The organism is Variovorax paradoxus, assembly GCF_009755665.1.
Classification (GTDB): Bacteria; Pseudomonadota; Gammaproteobacteria; order Burkholderiales; family Burkholderiaceae_C; genus Variovorax; species Variovorax paradoxus_G.
In genome coordinates this window covers 524,946-542,580 of the sequence record NZ_CP046622.1, presented here as the reverse complement: position 1 = coordinate 542,580, position 17,635 = coordinate 524,946, and the positions used below count along the sequence as shown (strand labels likewise).

Below are 17,635 nucleotides of genomic sequence, written 5' to 3'. Positions count from 1 at the left end.
ACTCCTCCCTTACATCCGGAAGTGTTCGCCCAAGTACACCCTGCGTACTTCGGCGTTGTCGACGATCTCCGAGGGTGTGCCTTGTGCCAGCACATGCCCGTCGCTGATGATGAACGCGTGATCGCAGATGCCCAGCGTTTCACGCACGTTGTGGTCGGTAATGAGCACGCCGATGCCGCGCTCCTTGAGAAAGCTGATGATCCGCTGGATTTCGATCACCGCGATGGGGTCGATGCCGGCAAAGGGCTCGTCCAGCAGGATGAAGCGCGGCTGCGTGGCCAGCGCGCGGGCAATTTCGACGCGGCGCCGCTCGCCGCCCGAAAGCGCGAGCGCGGGGGAATCGCGAAGATGGTCCACCCGCAGGTCGGCCAGAAGCGCGGAAAGGCGCTCTTCGATGCGCTGCTTGGTCAGCGGCGCGGGCTTGCCGTTGCCGTCGGGCTCGCGCTGGAGCTCGAGCACGGCGCGCACGTTTTCCTCGACGCTGAGCTTGCGGAAGATCGACGCTTCCTGCGGCAGGTAGCTCAGGCCCATGCGGGCGCGGCGGTGGATCGGCATGTGCGCAATAGGCTCGCCGTCGATGGTGATCTCGCCGGCGTCGGCCCGCACCAGGCCCACGATCATGTAGAACGAAGTGGTCTTGCCCGCGCCGTTGGGGCCGAGCAATCCCACGACCTCGCCCTTTTGCACGTCGAGCGAGACATCCTTGACGACCTTGCGGCTGCCATAGCTTTTTTGCAGGCCGCGCACCACCAGGCGGCTGCCCGGCGTGCCATCGGCGTTCTGAGTTCCGGCGGTTTCGATCACTTGCGCCCTTCCCCTTCGCTACCCAGGGTGGTGGTCGAGCGCAGGCCCGCACCGGGTGCCGGCTGGGTCGCCGCGGGCGCGGGCTGTGCACCGGCGGCAGGCGCGGCAGCACCGGGCGCGGTGGCCGACTTGGGCGTGAGGATGGTCCTGACGCGTCCGCCCGACGGCGCATTCACTCCGGCGTTCGGCGGCACGGTGGAGCCGTTGACCGTGTAGGTATCGTTGCTCTGGTCGTAGACGATGAGCGCGCCGCTGCTTTCGTCGTTGGGCGTGGCGCCGATCAGGCGGCGCATGACGGCATTGCGGATGAACTTGACGTTGTCGGCGCGGCTGTCGTACTCGATGACTTCCGACTCGCCCTCGATCCACTCGTCGGGCGCGTTGCGCTTCTGCTTGTAATAGGCCCGCTTGCCGGGCGCCGCCGTGACCACGCCGTACTGGTAGCCCTCGGCGTCCTGGCGCACGTCGATCCGCGCGCCGCGGATGATGATGGTGCCCTTGGTGACCAGCACGTTGCCGGTGAACACGCTGGTCTGCTTGAGGTCGTCGTAACGCATGGCGTCCGACTCGATATTCATCGGCTTGGTGCGGTCGGCCGTCTCGGCCAGCGCGCCCGAGGCAGCGCCGGCCAGGCACAGCGCGCCAATGCCAAGGCGGGCCAGGCGGCCGATGCGGTCCAGAAGAGGAGTGGTGTTGGAGTAGGAGTGCGATGTCATAGAGGCACGAAACTTGCTCTGCATTGTATGCGGCGGATCGCGCCAGCCCAGCGCGCGCAGATGAAAAAGCCCGCCAAAGCGGGCTTGACATCCGATCCGGGAACACTGCGGGCCCGGCGTGGCCGGGCCGCTGTCTTGCCCCTGAAGGCGATCAGCCCTTCTTGGCTTCGCCGATCAGGTAGTTGGTGACCTGGAGCGCCTTGGTCATGTTACCGGCCAGCTCGCCATCCACGTACCAGCGGCCGCCCACGGCCAGCGCCGGAACGCCGGCCACCTTGTAGGCTTCGGTCAGCTGCGTGGCGCGCTTGGCCTTGCTGGCCACGCTGAACGAGGTAAACACTTCCTTGAACTTGGCGCCGTCGAGGCCGTTGGCCGTGGCCCAGGCAACGATGTTGGTGTCGCCGTTGACGTTCTGGCGTTGCCTGTGAATCGCGTTGAAGATCTTCGGCTGGAATTCCTCGACCTTGCCCATGGCTTCGAGTGCGTAGTACAGGCGCTGCTTGGCTTCGACGTCGTTGCCGACGAAGGGCACCGGCACGCGGCGGAAAGCCACTTCCTTGGGGGCCGTCTTGAGCCACGCGTCGAGCTGCGGCTCGAAATCGTTGCAATGCGGGCAGTTGTACGAGAAGAACTCGATCACTTCGACTTTGCCGGCGGGCGCGTCGACGGGCACGCGCTTGTCGAGCACCAGGTACTCGGTGCCGGCCTTGGGCGCGCGCGCCTGGGCGTGCGCCGTATTGCCAGCCAGCGAAATCAGACCGAGCGAAGTGGCGGCCAGCGAAAAGTCACGACGTTTCATTGAAAAAGTTCTCCTATTGGGTACGGCAGACAGAGCCGGGGCGCCGCGCGGAGTTCCCGCATGCGGCATGCCCAAGACGCGATCTTGGCGGCGGCCCATGCCGCAAAGCTTAGGGATTATTCATGACGGCTGCCGCAAGGCCGCAGCCGCCTCGGGAATACACCTCAGCGCTGCACGCGCACCAGCGCCGATTCGAGGCCGCCGCTGTCGAGCCGCTCTTTCAGGCGATCGGCATCGTCCTTCTTGTTGAACGGACCCGCGCGCACGCGATAGACCGTGCGGCCCGCCTGCTCGCGCTCGGTGACCCGGGCCTCCACACCCATCAGCGACAGCTTGGCACGCTGGGCCTCGGCGTCGTCGGTGGTGCGGAACGCGCCGGCCTGCACAAAGTACATGAACGGATCGGGGCCGGACGACGGCGCCGCGCTGTTGTTGCTGCTGCTTGGCGCGGCAGCAGTGGTAGTGCTGCCGCTGTTGCCGCCGGCGCGCGCGCGGGCCAGATCGCCCAGCGGATCGTTCGAGGGCGGCAGCGGATTGGCTTCGGCCGGCACCGGCGCCGGACGCGCCGGCTTGGGCGCCACGACCACCGGCACCGGCGGAGCGGGCGGCGCGGCTCCCGGCGCCACGGCCGTGTTGTCGCCGCCGGCGGGAGCCACCGGGCCGCCTGCGGCCGTGGGCGGCTTGGCGGGCGTGCCGGGCTTGCCGGCCAGGGGCGCATTCGGATCCCAGTCGCGGTTCTTGCGAGCCTCGGCTTCGTCCTGCTCGGCGCCGCCGCGCTGGGTCTTGGTTACGAACGGAATCGGCACCTTGGTCACGTAGACCGCAATGCCCAGCGCGACACCCAACCCCAGCACCAGGCCGATGATGAGGCCGATGACGATGTTGCCGCGTTGTCTGGTTGTCTTCTTCATGGTGGTTTCACATCTTGCTCGGCGCACTGACGCCGAGAATCGCGAGGCCATTGTGCAGCACCTGCGCAGTGGCGGCGACGAGCGCGAGCCGCGCCAGTTTTACCGGTTCTTCGTCGACCAGGATGCGCTCGGCGTCGTAGTAGCTGTGGTAGCTGGCGGCCAGTTCGCGCAAATAGAAAGTCACGTCGTGCGGGGCGAAATCCTTCGCCGCCGCCGTCAGCATGGCCGGATATTTGGCGAGCAGCAGCATCAGCGCCTGCGCGGCCGGGCTTTCGAGCGGCGACAGGTCGACGTTCTTCAGCGTGGCGGCGTCGCCGCCCCAGCCGGCCAGCACCGAGCAGATGCGCGCATGGGCGTATTGCACGTAGTACACCGGGTTGTCGTTGTTCTTCGTCACGGCCAAGTCGACGTCGAAGGTGTATTCGGTGTCGGGCTTGCGGCTCAGGAGGAAGAAGCGCACGGCGTCGGTGCTGGTCCATTCGATCAGGTCGCGCAGCGTGACGTAGCTGCCCGCGCGCTTGCTGATCTTGACCTCTTCGCCGCCCTTCATCACGCGCACCATGGTGTGCAGCACGTAGTCGGGGTAGCCCTCGGGAATGCCGACGCCCGCGGCCTGCAGGCCGGCCCGCACGCGCGCGATGGTGCCGTGGTGGTCGGTGCCCTGGATGTTGACGACCTTGTGGAAGCCGCGCTCCCACTTGGCGATGTGATAGGCGACGTCGGGCACGAAGTACGTGTACGTACCGTCCTGCTTCTTCATCACGCGGTCCTTGTCGTCGCCGTAGTCGGTCGACTTGAGCCACAGCGCGCCGTCCTGCTCGTAGGTCTTGCCCGCCGCCACGAGCTTTTGCACCGCCGCCTCGACGCGGCCGCTGGTGTAGAGGCTCGATTCGAGGTAGTAGTTGTCGAAGCGCACGCGGAAGGCCTGCAGGTCGAGGTCCTGTTCGCGGCGCAGGTAGGCCACGGCGAATTCGCGGATGGAGTCGAGGTCGTCGATGTTGCCGCTGGCGGTGTATTCGCGGTCGTCCGACTTGACGGTCTTCTTCGCCTTGAAGTCTTCGGCGATGTCGGCGATGTAGTCGCCGTTGTAGGCGGGCGCCTTTTCGCCGCTCGGCCATTCGGGGTCGCCGGGCTTGAAGCCGCGGGCGCGCAGTTGCGTGCTGTTGGCCAGCGTCTGGATCTGCACGCCGGCGTCGTTGTAGTAGAACTCGCGCCAGACCGTGTCGCCCTGCGAGGCGCGCAGGTTGCAGATGGCGTCGCCGAGCGCGGCCTGGCGGCCGTGGCCGACGTGCAGCGGCCCGGTCGGATTGGCCGAGACGAACTCGACCAGCACCTTTTCGCCGGTGGCGGGCTGCTGGCCGAAGGCGTCGGCCGCATTCAGCACTTCGCGCACGATCTGCTGCTTGGCGGAAGTCTTGAGGCGGATGTTGAGAAAGCCGGGGCCGGCGATTTCGATGGCTTCGACCCACTGGCCGAAAACGGGGGTGGCGAGCAGCGCGGCGCTGAGCTCCTCGGCCAGTTCGCGCGGCTTGCGGCCGAGCGGTTTGGCGAGTTGCATGGCGGCCGTGCTGGCGAAGTCGCCATGGGCGGCCACCTTGGGCGACTCGAACGCGGCTTTGGAGCCAGCGCCGGGCGAGAGGGATTCGAGCGTGTTCGCGAGCGCCGCGAGCAGCTCCTGTTTGACCAATAGCATCTGCGGATTTTACCGGGGGCAAACCCGCTCGGCGGCGCCGGCGGTCATCGAATGCATGCCCCCGCCCGTTAGGATGGGCGGCCCCGGGGGCGGGGCACCTGTCACAACCCAATCTTGCAAGGACATATCACCATGAAGAAGCTCCTTTCCCTGGTCGCCCTGGGCGCCTGCCTTTCCTTTGGCGCCGCACAGGCGCAAGACAAGGCGCCCGCGCCTGTGGTCGTCGCCCCGGCCGCCACCCCCGCGACGCCGGCCACCCCGGCGGCCAAGGCCCCCACCGCCCAGCAAAGCAAGATGACAACCTGCAACCAGGAAGCGGGCGACAAGAAAGGCGACGAACGCAAGGCCTTCATGAAGAGCTGCCTGAGCGCCAAGCCGGCCATGACCGCCAAGCAGACCCAGCAGCAAAAGATGAAGACCTGCAACGCCGACGAAAAGGCCAAGACCCTCAAGGGCGACGCGCGCAAGGCCTTCATGAAGGAATGCCTGAGCGCCAAGGCCTGACACCAGCCGCGCTTTTCTGAAACAAGCCCCGCCCGGTCCCGCGCCGGCGGGGCTTTTTCATGGGCGCTACTTGAGCACGCCCAGCAGGTTGTTGAAGTCGTCGGTCCAGGGGCGGGTATCGGCCGGAAGCGCGATGGGCGAAGCCGCGCCGCGCAGCGGCTCGCGCGCCAGCACGCCCGGATCGCGCGCAACCAGCACCCAATCGGTCGAGTTGAGCCACTTCGAATCCTTGGCGTCGTCGCTCACCAGCACCGCGTGCACCCCTTTCAACGCCGCGATTCGCGCCACCACGGGTGCGAGTTCGAGATAGCGGTTGGACACGTGAAAGGCCACGATGCCGTCGGGCTTCATGTGGCGCAAGTAGACGTCCATCGCCTCGGCTGTAAGCAGATGGACCGGCACTGCGTCGCCCGAGAAAGCGTCGACCGCCAGCAGGTCGAAGCCCTGCGGCGCTTCGCGCTCCAGCGCCAGCCGCGCATCGCCGAGCACGCGCTCTGTCTTCGCAGGGCTGTCGCGCAAAAAGGTGAACTCGCTGTCCGCCAGCTCGAACACCTGCGGATTGATCTCGTAGATGCGGTAGACGTCGCCGCTTCGGCCGTAGCTCGCAAGCGTGCCCGCGCCCAGGCCGATCAGCCCCACGCGGCGCGGCCCGCCCGGCGCGGCGGCCATGGCCCGGCCGATGCCCGAGGTGGCGCCGTAATAGGTGGTGGGCTCGCGCCGCCTGAGCGGGTCGAGAAACTGTTCGCCATGCTTGATGGAACCATGCGACAGCAGCCGCACGTAGCTCGGAGGGTTGGCGCGGCGCACATCGAAGGTGATCAGTGCGCCGTAGAAGTTGCGCATCAGGTGGCGCGCGCCGGACCTGTCGCTGCGGATCTGCGCCACCAGGAAAAAGACGCAGCAGGCCGCCAGGGCCACGCCGGAAACCCGCAGCCACAGGCGATGGCGCAGAACGGCCACGGCAGCCAGCGCAGTGAGCGTGAGCCCGATGCCCAGTTCGTAGTACGCGGGCAGCACGTGCGGTGCGACCAGCCCGACCATGGCGCCGCCGATGGCGCCGCCCAGCGAGAGCATCAGGTAGAAGCGCGTGAGATAGCGCGGCGCAGGCCGCAGCCTTGCGGTTTCTCCGTGCAGGAACATGCACAGCACGAACAGGCCGCCCACATAGATCGGCAGCCCCGTGCGCACGTCCGAGCCGATGTGGTGCTGCAGGCCGAAGGCGCACAGCACCAGCACGCCCGCCGCCAGCGGCAGGAAAACGCCGCGCCGGTACCAGCGGTCGCTTTCGAAGCACAGCACAAAGGTGAACAGGTACAGCGACAGCGGCAAGATCCAGAGAAACGGCACCGCGGCGACGTTCTGGGTGATGTGGTTGGTCACGGCCAGCAGCAGCCACGACGCGAGCGCCGGCAAGGCGAGCCAGAGCAGCGCGTCCGACCAGCGCGGAGGCGCCTCCCCGCCCGCCGCAGCCGCTGCCGCCGGCGATGCCGGTGCCGGCAGGGCTTCCGACCAGCGGTACGCCACGAGCAGGGTCGTGCCCGCGCAAAGCACCACGAACGCGCCATAGCCCCACGACCACCCCTGCGCCTGCCGGAGCAGCGAGCTGCGCGGCTCGATCAGCACCGGATAGCTCAGGAGCGACAGCAGCGAGGCCAGGTTAGACAGGGAGAAGTACCGGTACACCCGCGCGCTCCAGGGCGTGCGCGCCACCCACGACTGCACCAGCGGCCCGGTGGTCGAAAGCAGAAAGTAGGGAAGCCCGATGGTCGCGAGCAGCAGGCCCAGGATCAGCCACGTGGGGTCTTCGTCGCCCGTAGGCTTCAAGTGGGCGGCCACCACCAGCGGCAGGAATGCCAGGCTCGCAAGCAGAAGGCCCACGTGCAACGCGGCCTGCGTGCGAACGCGAAGATGCCGCGTCACCCAGTCGGAATAGGCATAGCCCGCGAGCAGCACCGCCTGGAAGAACACCATGCAGATCGACCACACGGCGGCCGAGCCGCCGAACCAAGGCAGGATCTGCTTGGCGATGAGCGGCTGGACGAGAAACAGCAGGAACGCGCTGCTGAAGATGGTGCCGGCAAACAGGAACTGGATGCCGGCGCGTTCCATGCCGGCCCTATTTGCCGAAGCCGCGCGCAAGGAACACGGCGACCAGCGGAATCACCGCAATCAGGTGGGCCTGCACCATGACCAGCTTGCGCGTTTTTTTCACATCGTCTTCGGTCGGCAGCGTGCCGTTGGCGCGCAGAGCCTTGCGCCAGCGGAAGTAGGTGAGCGTCGGAAAGATCGAGAGCACGCCGATGATGATGAACAGGCCGAGCTTCACGTGCAGGAGCGGGTTGGTCCAGTACCAGGCGGTGCCCTTCACGCCCCACACCGTGCGGGCAATGCCGGTCGCGAGCACCGCAATGGCGGCCATGCCGTAGACCAGGTCGACTTTGGCGAGCCGCTCGACCACGGCGGCATTGAGCCACTGCACGCGGCACAGCGCCGCTTCGCTCGAAATGAACACCACCATCGTGAGGATGGCCAGCAAGTGCAGGTAGGCAAGGATGGCTTCGAGGGTCATCGAACGGCTTTCTTCTTCAATGGGGTTGCAAATGCTTGCGCATTGTGCCGCCGCTCGGGCGGCTTTACCCTCTTCCGCCCCAGAATTCGGGGCGTCCGTATTGCTCCTTGAGGAAATCAAGCCACAGCCGCACCCGCAGCGGCAGGTGCTTGGTGCCCGTGAACACGGCGTAGATGCCGTTGGGCGGCGCGGCGAAATCATCGAGCAGCGGCACCAGCAAACCCGCGTCGATCTCGGCCTCGACCTCCCAGGTGCTGCGCCAGGCAATGCCGTGGCCGGCCAGGCACCAGTCGTGCAACACCTGTCCGTCGGAACAATCGAGCGGGCCCTCGGGCCGCAGGTAGATCAGTTCGTCGCCGCCCTCGCCCTCTTCGGCCGGCAGGCGGAATGCCCAGCCGCGCGTCTGCGAGGCATCGCTCGACAACGTGAGGCAGGCGAAGCGCGACAGCTCGCTCGGGTGCTTGGGCATGCCGTGGCGGCGCACGAATTCGGGCGTGGCGACGCAGCGACGCCGGTTGTCGGCGAGCCGGACGCTCACCAGCGACGAATCGGGCATGTCGCCCACACGCACCGCGCAGTCGAAGCTCTCGCCGCGCACGTCGACCACGCGGTCGCTGAGGTTGAGCGAGATCGTGACTTCGGGGTGCATCGCATGGAACCGCGGCACCAGCGGCGCCACATGGCGGCGGCCAAAGCCCGCCGGCGCCGTGACGCGCAAGTGCCCGCTGGCCTTGACGCCGCCGGCGCTCACGCTGGCCTCCGCATTGGCGAATTCGGTCAGCAGGCGCTGGCAGTCCTCGAGAAAGGCGCTGCCTTCGTGTGTGAGCGTGATGCGCCGCGTGGTGCGCACCAGCAGCTTCACGCCCAGCCTGGCCTCCAGCGCGTCGAGGCGTCGCCCCATGATGGCGGGCGCCACGCCCTCGGCCTTGGCCGCGGCCGTGAGACCGCCGCGGGTCGCCACCGAGACGAAGGATTCGAGTTGCTTCAGGCGGTCCATGGCGCCCGAACTATATCTTCCGGGTCTTGCCTTGGGCTCACCCGGCAGCGCCAGCCCGGCGCGCCTCGAAGGCGGCGATTTCGCTGTCGCTGTAGCCCACCTCTTTCAGCAGCTCGGCAGTGTGCTCGCCGATGCGCGGAGGCTGCATGCGGATGCCGGGGCGCTTGCCATCCAGCGTGAAGGGCATGAGCGGCACCTTGGCCATGTGGCCGTCGTTCATGCGAACCGGCGCGATCCCGCCGGTGGCGTTCAGGTGAGGGTCGTCGAACAGCTCCTGCGGCTTGGTGATGGGCGCGAAGGGCAGCTCGTTCTGCTCGAACACCGCGCTGAGTTGTGCGGCGCTGTGGCCGGCCAGGTGCGAGCGCAGGATGGGCATCATCCATTCGCGCGCCAGCACGCGGTCGTTGTTGGTCTTCAGGCGCGGGTCGGCCAGCATTTCTTCCAGCCCGAAGGCCTTGCAGAAGATCGCCCACTGCTTGTCGCTCACGGCGGCGAGAAAGATCTGCTCGCCGTCTTTCACGGTGAATACGTCGTACACCGCCCAGGCGGAAATGCGGCTGGGCATCGGGTCGGCCGCCTTGCCGGTGGCGGCGAACTGCATCATGTGCTGCGCGACCAGGAACACGTTGTTCTCGAACAGCGCGGACTGCACCTCGCAGCCGTTGCCGGTGAGCTCGCGCTGGCGCAGCGCGGCCATGGCGCCGATGGCGCCGAACATGCCGCCCATGATGTCGTTCACGCTGGTGCCCGCGCGCAGCGGATCGCCGGCGCGGCCGGTCATGTAGGCCAGGCCGCCCATCATCTGCACCACCTCGTCAAGCGCGGTGCGATGGTCGTACGGGCCCGGCAGAAAGCCCTTGTGGCTCACGTAGATGAGGCGCGGGTTGAGCTGCTTCAGGCTGTCGTAGTCCAGGCCCAGCTTCTTCATGGTGCCGGGCTTGAAGTTCTCGCTCACGATGTCGGCCGTGGCGACGAGGCGCAGCGCGGCCTCCACGCCTGCGGGCGTCTTGAGGTCGAGCGCAATGCTCTTCTTGTTGCGGTTGAAGGTCGGGAAGAAGCCCGAGCCCGAGCCGAGCAGGCGGCGCGTGCTGTCGCCCTCGATGGGCTCGACCTTGATGACCTCGGCGCCAAGGTCGGCCAGCAGCAGGCCGCAGGTCGGGCCCATGACCATGTGGGTGAACTCGACGACGCGAACGCCGGCATAGGGAAGCGGATTGGATTCAGGCATGTGGGTTGGTTTCCTGGACAGGGCCTTGGACAAAACCCTTGGGCAGGCCGGCTTCAGGCGTCATGCCGTAGACCGGTTCGCCCGGCAGGCCAGCCATGAGCGGCGCGCGCGCCGCAATGAGTTTTTCGATGTCGATGCCGGTGCGAACGCCCATGGCTTCGAACATGAAGACGAGGTCTTCGGTGACCGCATTGCCGGAGGCGCCGGGCGCATAGGGGCAGCCGCCGAGGCCGCCGAGCGAGGCGTCGAAGGTGCGCACGCCCTCGTCCCACGCCGCAAGGCAGTTTGCGATACCGAGGCCGCGCGTGTTGTGCATGTGGGCCGCGCCGGCGTGTTGGCCGAGTTCGGCGCGCAGGCGCTTGAAGAGCCGGCGCACCTGCGCCGGGTTGGCATAGCCCACGGTGTCCGAAAGGCCGGCCTCCTCGGCGCCGGCCTCGATGCACTGCGCGGCCAGGCGGATCACGTCGTCTTCGGGCACCAGCCCCTGCAGCGTGCAGCCGAAAGCAGTGGAAATGCCGACTTCGAGTAGCACCTCGGGTGCCGTTTGGCGGCGCAACTCGGAAATGGCGCGCACTTCATCAACCATTTCGGCCGGCGTCTTGCGCACGTTGGCCAGCGAGTGCGCCACGCTGGCCGACACCGGCATGGTGAGCTTGTGCGCGCCGGCTTCGAGCGCCGCCTGAGCGCCCTTGCGGTTGGGCACCAGCGCCATCACCACCAAGCCGGGCAGCGTAGCGGCATGGCGCACCACTTCTGCCGCATCGGCCATTTGCGGCAACAGCCTGGCGGGCACGAAGGAGGCGACCTCGATCTCGCGCACGCCGGCGGCGTAGAGCGCGTCGATCCAGCGCAGCTTGCCGGCGGTGGGCATGGTGGCCTTGACCGATTGCAGGCCGTCCCGCGGGCCAACCTCGCTGATCACAACATCGGGAGGTGTCATCGACTCTTGTCTCCTTGGAGCGATCGGCTGCCCCGATCGCTTGACAGTTCTATCTAGCAGAACTAAATTCCATTAAACAGAATTAGACCGCCAAACGACTTTCGCTGTCAAGCCAACGCCATGCCCCGCAAAGCCCAGACCGAATCGGTTTCCGACCTCAACGCCGCCCCCGGCGGCGCCGCGGCGGTCGACCGCGCACTGAGCTTGCTCTCGGCTTTCCAGCCCGGCGACGAGGCGCTGTCGCTCGCGCAATTTGCAGAGCGCACCCAGCTCTACAAGAGCACGGCACTGCGTCTCCTGGCTTCGCTCGAACATGCGCGATTGATCCGCCGGCAAGACGACGGGCGCTATGCGCTCGGCGCCGAGATCGCACGCCTGCACGGCCTCTATTCGGCGTCGCTCTCGCTCGACCGCATCGTGCTGCCGGTGCTGCGCGCTCTGGCTGCGGCCACGGGCGAAAGCGCGGCGTACCACGTGCGGCAGGGCCAGGGCGACAGCTGGGTGCGGCTGTGCCAGTTCCGCGTCGATTCGTCGCATGTGGTGCGCGACCACGTGCGCGCGGGCGACCTGCTGCCCAACGACCGCGGCGCCGGTGCGCGCGTGCTGATCGCCTTCGGCCCAGAAGCCGAACAGCCGCGCAGCCCCAAGGAACGGAAGCTGTACGACGCCATTCGCGCGCAGGGCTACTGCGCGCTGGTGGGCGACCGCACGGCCGAACTGGCGGGCATTTCGGCGCCCGTGTTCCATGCCGATGGCCGCCTGGCCGCGGCGGTGACGCTGACCATGCCCGCGCACCGCTACGACGCTCGCCATATAGAGCCGGTGCGCGCCGCGGCCCGCCAGCTCAGCGGAATGAGCTGAAAACGCGACGGAGCGAGCGCTAAGAACTCGCAATTACCGTCATTTTTGTCACTGATAAATCACGCTTTCGGCTCTTACAGGCTAGCAAAGTATCGAATAAAGTCCTTGCATGGAACCACGGCGCAGCGCTGTTCTGACAGACATCGCCTCCTGTTCCGTCCACATTGAATCGTTCTCCAGGAGAAAAACATGACCGCCCGCACCACCGCCCACGGACTCCAGGTCGCGACCGAGTTGCACCGCTTCATCGAAGAAAAGGTCTTGCCGGCCAGCGGTGTGGCCAGCGATGTTTTCTGGAAGGGCTTCGACGCCATCGTGAGCGACCTCGCGCCGAAGAACATCGCGCTGCTGGCTGAACGCGACCGCCTGCAGGCCGAGCTCGACGCCTGGCACAAGAAGAACCCCGGCCCGATTGCCGACATGCCGGCGTACCGCGCATTCCTCGAAAAAATCGGCTACCTGCTGCCGCAGCCCAAGGGCGCGAAGGCCACCACAGCCAACGTCGACTCCGAACTCGCGCTGCAGGCCGGCCCTCAGCTGGTGGTGCCCATCCTGAACGCGCGTTACGCACTCAATGCCGCCAATGCGCGCTGGGGCTCGCTGTACGACGCTCTCTACGGCACCGATGCCATTCCCGAAACCGGTGGCGCCGAAAAGGGCAAGGGCTACAACCCCGTGCGCGGCGCCAAGGTGATCGAATTTGCGCGCAACGTGCTCGACCAGGCCGCGCCGCTCGAAAACGGTTCGCACAAGATGGCGACCGGCTACAGCGTGAAAGACGGCCAGCTGCACATTGCGCTGCAAAGCAGCAGCACCACGCTGCGCGACCCCGCCGCCTTCGTGGGCTACCAGGGCGATGCGGCCTCGCCGTCTTCGGTGCTGCTCAAGCACAACGGCATTCACCTGGACATCCGCATCGATCGCAGCACGCCCATCGGCAAGACCGACGCGGCCGGCGTGAGCGACCTGGTGCTCGAAGCTGCGCTCTCGACCATTCTCGACCTCGAAGACTCGGTGGCCGTGGTCGATGCGGCCGACAAGGTGCTCGCGTATGCAAACTGGCTCGGCATCGTACAGGGCACGCTCACCGAAGAAGTGGCCAAGGGCGGCAAGACCTTCACGCGCGGCCTCAACCCCGACCGCGAATACACCGGCGCCGACGGCAAGCCCGTGAAGCTGCACGGCCGCTCGCTCATGTTCTTGCGCAACGTGGGCCATCTGATGACCAACCCCGCCGTGCTGTATGCGGACGGCAAGGAAATTCCCGAAGGCATTCTCGATGCCGTGGTGACCACCACCATCGCGATGATCGACCTGAAGCGCAAGGGCAACTCGCGCACCGGCAGCATCTACATCGTCAAGCCCAAGATGCACGGCCCGGCCGAAGTGGCCTTTGCGAGCGAACTGTTCGGCCGCGTCGAGCAGCTGCTCGGCCTGCCCGCCAACACCGTGAAGCTCGGCATCATGGACGAGGAGCGCCGCACCAGCGTCAACCTCAAGGCCTGCATTGCCGAAGCCGCCGCGCGCGTGGCCTTCATCAACACCGGTTTCCTCGACCGCACCGGCGACGAGATGCACACCGCCATGCAGGGCGGCCCGATGATCCGCAAGGGCGACATGAAGTCGAGCGCGTGGATCGGCGCGTATGAAAAGAACAACGTGCTGGTCGGCCTCTCGTGCGGCCTGCGCGGCAAGGCGCAGATCGGCAAGGGCATGTGGGCCATGCCCGACCTGATGGCCGCGATGCTCGAGCAGAAAATTGCGCACCCCAAGGCCGGCGCCAACACCGCCTGGGTGCCCTCGCCCACCGCGGCCACGCTGCATGCGCTGCACTACCACCAGGTGAGCGTCACGGCCGTGCAGCTAGAGCTCGAAAAGATCGACGCCGACGCCGAGCGCGACAACATCCTGAACGCGCTGCTGCAAGTGCCCATTGCGCCGGCAGCCAAGTGGACCGATGCCGAGAAGCAGCAGGAAATCGACAACAACGTGCAGGGCATCCTTGGCTACGTCGTGCGCTGGATCGACCAGGGCGTGGGCTGCTCCAAGGTGCCCGACATCCACAACGTGGGCCTGATGGAAGACCGCGCCACGCTGCGCATCTCGAGCCAGCACATCGCCAACTGGCTGCTGCACGGCGTGGTGACCAAGGCGCAGGTGGACGAGGCCTTCCAGCGCATGGCCAAGGTGGTCGACGAGCAGAACGCGGGCGACCCGGTGTACCAGCCGATGGCCGGCAACTTCGACACCTCGGCCGCCTACAAGGCTGCGCAGGACCTGGTGTTCAAGGGCATCGAGCAGCCGAGCGGCTACACCGAACCGCTGCTGCATGCATGGCGGCTGAAGGTGAAGGCGGGCGCCTGAGACGCCCGCCGTCCTACAGCTGACCGCGCAGCCCACCGACCGCGCGGTCGTGTACCGAGGCTAGTTTGACTATCGGTTGCTCCATCGAGCGATCGATTCATTCATTCCATCCAAGGAGATACACATGACCCGTTCGATCAAGATGACCATGGCCACCATCGCCCTTACCAGCGCCGCCGGGTTCGCCATTGCACAGGGCAATCCGCCGACCACCGGCTCGCCGAATCCGGCAACCGGTGCCGGCCAGCAGACGCAGCAGAACACCCCGATGGGCACCACCGGCACGCCGGCCACCAATCAAGGCACGATGTCCGGCTCTACCGGCGGCACCACGACCAACCAGGCGACCACGTCGCCGAGCACCGGCCAGGACATGTCGAACCAGGGCGGTTCGCAAGGCTCGATGCGCATGGCACGTGCCGACCGCAACTGATCGCGCGATGCGGGTCGGCTCTGATGGCCGCAGCCGCGGCCTCGCTTCCGGCATCGCCATTGCTGCGCTCGCTTCACTGCTGAGCGCGGCACCGCCGGCGCATTCGTCGCCGGCGGTTTCTCGCGATACCGAAACCGTCGCCGGCTGGGTTCGCACCACCGGCGACAACCAGGGCACGCCGTTCGCGATCGTCGACAAGAAAGCCGCCGTGGTCCACATCTTCGATGCGGACGGCAAGCGGCGGGCGTCTTCGCCCATCCTGCTCGGCCTTGCGAAGGGCGACCACTCGGTGCCAGGCATCGGCGAGCGCCAGATGGCCGACATCCGCGACGACGAGCGCACCACGCCCGCAGGCCGCTTCGTCAGCGAGCCGGGCCGCAATCTTTCAGGCGAAGACATCGTCTGGGTCGACTACGACGCGGCGGTGTCGATGCATCGCGTGCGGGCGACCAACAAGGCCGAGCGGCGGCTCGAACGCCTGGCCACGCCGACCGCAGCGGACAACCGCATTTCCTACGGCTGCATCAACGTGCCGGCGGCCTTTTACGACGCGCATGTGAAGCCGTCGTTCGGCACCGCGAAGGCCGTGATCTACGTGCTGCCGGAGACGAGACCGGCGAGCACGCTGTTTGAAACTTCGACCGCCCGGTCCGAGGCGCCCCCGGCGCGCTGATTCTTCCGGCGCGTCAGTCCTCGCGCCCGAGGCTGCGCGCGGCCTTCTGCAATGCCACCTTTTGCGCACGCCGCTCCGCGCGGTGCGTGCGCAAATGGCGGCCCGCCTTCTGATTTGCCTCGCCGCGTGCGATGGCAGCCAGGACCGGGTTGCGAGGTGCCGCCGCGCTCGGCACCGAAAAATAAAACCGGCCCAGACGCTTTCCGTCGTCGCGGGCCTTTCGTTGAGCACTCATGTGCGCACACTCCAAAAACAAGAAGGCCCCGGCGAATGGCTGCGCGGGGCCTTTGTCGATGGGCCTCGGCGGATGCATGGATGCACGTCCGGCCGGGGCGGTCGGTGTGCGGGTCAGGTGTTCAGGAAACGGTTCATTGAGTGAGTTGCCGCCCGGGAGGTTGGTCGTCGCCGGGCGCGAATAAAAAACTGTTGCCGAAAAAGGAAGGCGGATTCTGGCGAGCACGCGTGCCGCGCGCAAGTTCCGCACGCGCCGATGTGGCGCAAAGCCCACGCGAATCCAAATGCGCCCACGCCTCGTATAGGTCTCGAGCGCATCGCGCCTCCGAGCTGCCGGCGGTTTCCACAGCTGTCTTCAAGAACATTCTTACCAGGAGTCCTCAATGAAAAAACTCGTGATCGCAATCGGCGTTTCGGTCCTGCTTGGCGCTTGCGCGGGCGGCATGGGCATGAGCGGCGCCACCACGCCCAACCCCATGGTCGGCGGTGCCGCGATGTTCCCGACGAAGGACATCGTGGACAACGCGGTGAATTCGAAGGACCACACCACGCTGGTCGCCGCGGTGAAGGCCGCCGACCTGGTGGGCACGCTCAAGAGCCCCGGCCCCTTCACCGTGTTCGCGCCGACGAACGCGGCCTTCTCGGCACTGCCGGCCGGCACGGTCGACACGCTGCTCAAGACGGAGAACAAGCCCACGCTTACCAAGGTGCTGACGTACCACGTGGTGCCCGGCAGGATGGACGGCGCCGCGCTCATGAGCGCCATCAAGACGGGCGGCGGCAAGGCCACGCTGAAGACCGCGAGCGGCGGCACGCTGACCGCCACCATGAGCGGCAGCAACGTGAGGGTGAGCGACGCCACGGGCGGCACGGCAACGGTGACCATTGCCAACGTGTACCAGTCGAACGGCGTGATCCACGTTGTCGACAAGGTGCTGCTGCCGGGCTGATCACCCGGCGCTCGGCGGTCTCGTCAGCCTCGCTGCGCCGCCTCGGCTTCCTCGCGCAGCCACTGCGCAAACTCCTGCGCGTCGCGGTTGCCCGCGGCGCGCCTCGAGGTTTCGACGAAGTAGCCGCGGTGCGAGGCCGCGCCTTCGCCGAGCGGCGCGACCAGCCGGCCCGTCTGCACCAGATCGCGCAGCAGCGGCAGCCGGCCGATCACCACGCCCTGGCCTGCGACAGCGGCGGCCACGGCATCGGTGTACAGGGTAAAGCGCAGCGTGCTCTTCACGCGCAGGTGCTCGAGCCCCATCACCCGAAGCCAGGGCTCCCAGTCGACTGTGGGGGCCTCGCCGTGATCGGGATAGTCCACCGTCAGCAAAGTGAGCTTCGAAAAATCGGACGGCTCGCGCAGCGACGCGGCGAGTTGCGGCGAACACAGCGGGATCACCGATTCCTCGAACAGCGCCGTTCCGATGCCGCGGCCGATCGGCACGAAGCGCACCGCCAGGTCGATGCGGCTGCTCTCCAGGTCGAGCACCTCGAGCGTGGCCGACACGCGAACGTCGACCTGCGGGTGGCTTTCGGTGAAGCGCGCCAACCTTGGGATGAGCCAGAACGACGCGAAGCCCGGCGTGCTGGTGATTGCCACCTGCCGCGGCGCGGAGGTCGCGCGCAGCCTCGCCGTGGCGTCGCGCAGGCGCTCCAGGCTGTCGGTCACGGCTCGCTGCATGACGCCGCCCGCCTCGGTGAGGGCCAGCGAGCGGTGCCGGCGCTCGAACAGCAGCACGCCAAGGCTGGCTTCGAGCTGCTGGATCTGGCGGCTGACGGCCGACTGCGTGAGATGCAGCTCGCCCGCCGCCAGCGTGAAGCTCAGCCGCCGCGCCGCGGCCTCGAAACTGCGCAGCAGCTCCAGCGGCGGAAGCTCGCCGCCCATGGTGCCAAGGGTTTTCGCATTCTCTGGATGCAT

At 67.1% G+C, this 17,635-nt stretch carries 18 protein-coding genes; 6 read left to right on the top strand and 12 right to left on the bottom strand.

Annotated elements, in window-relative coordinates:
• Positions 1–9: 9 nt before the first annotated feature.
• From lptB to argS, 5 genes are all read right to left on the bottom strand, one after another.
• Complete coding sequence (gene lptB, locus GOQ09_RS02525; protein WP_157611740.1) at positions 10–804, bottom strand: LPS export ABC transporter ATP-binding protein; 795 nt, start codon at positions 802–804, stop codon at positions 10–12.
• Entirely contained in the window at positions 801–1,520 is a 720-nt protein-coding gene (gene lptA / locus GOQ09_RS02520) for a lipopolysaccharide transport periplasmic protein LptA (RefSeq protein ID WP_157611739.1), read from the bottom strand. Before lptA ends, lptB begins: the two co-directional genes overlap by 4 nt.
• Positions 1,521–1,671: 151 nt before the next feature.
• Positions 1,672–2,319, bottom strand: coding sequence for a thiol:disulfide interchange protein DsbA/DsbL (locus tag GOQ09_RS02515; protein WP_157611738.1), 648 nt, complete (start codon positions 2,317–2,319; stop codon positions 1,672–1,674).
• Between the two features lie 164 nt (positions 2,320–2,483).
• Entirely contained in the window at positions 2,484–3,230 is a 747-nt protein-coding gene (locus GOQ09_RS02510; RefSeq protein WP_157611737.1) for an SPOR domain-containing protein, read from the bottom strand.
• Positions 3,231–3,237: 7 nt separating this feature from the next.
• A complete protein-coding gene (gene argS, locus GOQ09_RS02505) occupies positions 3,238–4,923 on the bottom strand; it encodes an arginine--tRNA ligase (protein WP_157611736.1) in 1,686 nt (561 codons plus the stop codon).
• A gap of 132 nt (positions 4,924–5,055) precedes the next feature.
• On the opposite strand from argS, the gene GOQ09_RS02500 reads away from it, so the two are divergent.
• The gene (locus tag GOQ09_RS02500) at positions 5,056–5,427 is read left to right on the top strand and encodes a PsiF family protein (protein ID WP_157611735.1); all 372 of its coding nucleotides are present in this window, start codon (positions 5,056–5,058) and stop codon (positions 5,425–5,427) included.
• A 66-nt stretch (positions 5,428–5,493) separates the two neighbouring features.
• Here GOQ09_RS02500 and GOQ09_RS02495 read toward each other — a convergent pair whose 3' ends face one another.
• From GOQ09_RS02495 to GOQ09_RS02475, 5 genes are all read right to left on the bottom strand, one after another.
• Positions 5,494–7,536: a fused MFS/spermidine synthase gene (locus tag GOQ09_RS02495; protein WP_157611734.1), complete on the bottom strand. Its 2,043-nt coding sequence runs from the start codon at positions 7,534–7,536 to the stop codon at positions 5,494–5,496.
• Between the two features lie 7 nt (positions 7,537–7,543).
• Complete coding sequence (locus GOQ09_RS02490; RefSeq protein WP_157611733.1) at positions 7,544–7,996, bottom strand: DUF2214 family protein; 453 nt, start codon at positions 7,994–7,996, stop codon at positions 7,544–7,546.
• Positions 7,997–8,060: 64 nt separating this feature from the next.
• Positions 8,061–8,993, bottom strand: coding sequence for a LysR family transcriptional regulator (locus GOQ09_RS02485; protein ID WP_157611732.1), 933 nt, complete (start codon positions 8,991–8,993; stop codon positions 8,061–8,063).
• A gap of 37 nt (positions 8,994–9,030) precedes the next feature.
• Positions 9,031–10,221 (bottom strand): CaiB/BaiF CoA transferase family protein, encoded by a 1,191-nt coding sequence (locus GOQ09_RS02480; protein WP_157611731.1) that lies wholly within the window; start codon positions 10,219–10,221, stop codon positions 9,031–9,033.
• Positions 10,214–11,161 (bottom strand): hydroxymethylglutaryl-CoA lyase, encoded by a 948-nt coding sequence (locus GOQ09_RS02475; protein ID WP_157611730.1) that lies wholly within the window; start codon positions 11,159–11,161, stop codon positions 10,214–10,216. The genes GOQ09_RS02480 and GOQ09_RS02475 overlap by 8 nt, the downstream gene beginning before the upstream one ends.
• A 120-nt stretch (positions 11,162–11,281) precedes the next feature.
• On the opposite strand from GOQ09_RS02475, the gene GOQ09_RS02470 reads away from it, so the two are divergent.
• The 4 genes from GOQ09_RS02470 (at position 11,282) to GOQ09_RS02455 (ending at position 15,492) form a co-directional block, all read left to right on the top strand.
• Complete coding sequence (locus GOQ09_RS02470) at positions 11,282–12,022, top strand: IclR family transcriptional regulator (protein WP_157611729.1); 741 nt, start codon at positions 11,282–11,284, stop codon at positions 12,020–12,022.
• A 189-nt stretch (positions 12,023–12,211) separates the two neighbouring features.
• A complete protein-coding gene (locus tag GOQ09_RS02465; protein ID WP_157611728.1) occupies positions 12,212–14,386 on the top strand; it encodes a malate synthase G in 2,175 nt (724 codons plus the stop codon).
• A gap of 124 nt (positions 14,387–14,510) precedes the next feature.
• Positions 14,511–14,819: a proteophosphoglycan ppg4 gene (locus GOQ09_RS02460; protein ID WP_157611727.1), complete on the top strand. Its 309-nt coding sequence runs from the start codon at positions 14,511–14,513 to the stop codon at positions 14,817–14,819.
• A gap of 7 nt (positions 14,820–14,826) precedes the next feature.
• Complete coding sequence (locus tag GOQ09_RS02455; RefSeq protein ID WP_157611726.1) at positions 14,827–15,492, top strand: L,D-transpeptidase; 666 nt, start codon at positions 14,827–14,829, stop codon at positions 15,490–15,492.
• A 13-nt stretch (positions 15,493–15,505) separates the two neighbouring features.
• Here GOQ09_RS02455 and GOQ09_RS26245 read toward each other — a convergent pair whose 3' ends face one another.
• Positions 15,506–15,952 carry a hypothetical protein gene (locus GOQ09_RS26245; protein ID WP_242630964.1) on the bottom strand — a complete coding sequence of 149 codons (447 nt, stop codon included), beginning with the start codon at positions 15,950–15,952 and terminating at the stop codon, positions 15,506–15,508.
• Between the two features lie 217 nt (positions 15,953–16,169).
• Here GOQ09_RS26245 and GOQ09_RS02445 point away from each other — a divergent pair, with 217 nt between their 5' ends.
• On the top strand, positions 16,170–16,676 hold the full coding sequence (locus tag GOQ09_RS02445; protein ID WP_242631103.1) for a fasciclin domain-containing protein: 507 nt from the start codon (positions 16,170–16,172) through the stop codon (positions 16,674–16,676).
• A gap of 23 nt (positions 16,677–16,699) precedes the next feature.
• Here the strand turns inward: GOQ09_RS02445 and GOQ09_RS02440 are convergent, their stop codons facing one another.
• Positions 16,700–17,635 (bottom strand): LysR substrate-binding domain-containing protein, encoded by a 936-nt coding sequence (locus GOQ09_RS02440; protein ID WP_157611724.1) that lies wholly within the window; start codon positions 17,633–17,635, stop codon positions 16,700–16,702.

Bases quoted from the DNA above. Each gene is read 5' to 3' on its own strand.
- GOQ09_RS02490 (WP_157611733.1), bottom strand. From the start codon at position 7,996: ATGACCCTCGAAGCCATCCTTGCCTACCTGCACTTGCTGGCCATCCTC.
- GOQ09_RS02460 (WP_157611727.1), top strand. From the start codon at position 14,511: ATGACCCGTTCGATCAAGATGACCATGGCCACCATCGCCCTTACCAGC.
- GOQ09_RS02485 (WP_157611732.1), bottom strand. From the start codon at position 8,993: ATGGACCGCCTGAAGCAACTCGAATCCTTCGTCTCGGTGGCGACCCGC.
- GOQ09_RS02480 (WP_157611731.1), bottom strand. From the start codon at position 10,221: ATGCCTGAATCCAATCCGCTTCCCTATGCCGGCGTTCGCGTCGTCGAG.
- argS (WP_157611736.1), bottom strand. From the start codon at position 4,923: ATGCTATTGGTCAAACAGGAGCTGCTCGCGGCGCTCGCGAACACGCTC.
- GOQ09_RS02445 (WP_242631103.1), top strand. From the start codon at position 16,170: ATGGGCATGAGCGGCGCCACCACGCCCAACCCCATGGTCGGCGGTGCC.
- GOQ09_RS02515 (WP_157611738.1), bottom strand. From the start codon at position 2,319: ATGAAACGTCGTGACTTTTCGCTGGCCGCCACTTCGCTCGGTCTGATT.
- GOQ09_RS02470 (WP_157611729.1), top strand. From the start codon at position 11,282: ATGCCCCGCAAAGCCCAGACCGAATCGGTTTCCGACCTCAACGCCGCC.
- GOQ09_RS02465 (WP_157611728.1), top strand. From the start codon at position 12,212: ATGACCGCCCGCACCACCGCCCACGGACTCCAGGTCGCGACCGAGTTG.
- GOQ09_RS02510 (WP_157611737.1), bottom strand. From the start codon at position 3,230: ATGAAGAAGACAACCAGACAACGCGGCAACATCGTCATCGGCCTCATC.
- GOQ09_RS02440 (WP_157611724.1), bottom strand. From the start codon at position 17,635: ATGCATCCAGAGAATGCGAAAACCCTTGGCACCATGGGCGGCGAGCTT.
- lptA (WP_157611739.1), bottom strand. From the start codon at position 1,520: ATGACATCGCACTCCTACTCCAACACCACTCCTCTTCTGGACCGCATC.
- GOQ09_RS02500 (WP_157611735.1), top strand. From the start codon at position 5,056: ATGAAGAAGCTCCTTTCCCTGGTCGCCCTGGGCGCCTGCCTTTCCTTT.
- GOQ09_RS02455 (WP_157611726.1), top strand. From the start codon at position 14,827: ATGCGGGTCGGCTCTGATGGCCGCAGCCGCGGCCTCGCTTCCGGCATC.
- GOQ09_RS02475 (WP_157611730.1), bottom strand. From the start codon at position 11,161: ATGACACCTCCCGATGTTGTGATCAGCGAGGTTGGCCCGCGGGACGGC.
- GOQ09_RS02495 (WP_157611734.1), bottom strand. From the start codon at position 7,536: ATGGAACGCGCCGGCATCCAGTTCCTGTTTGCCGGCACCATCTTCAGC.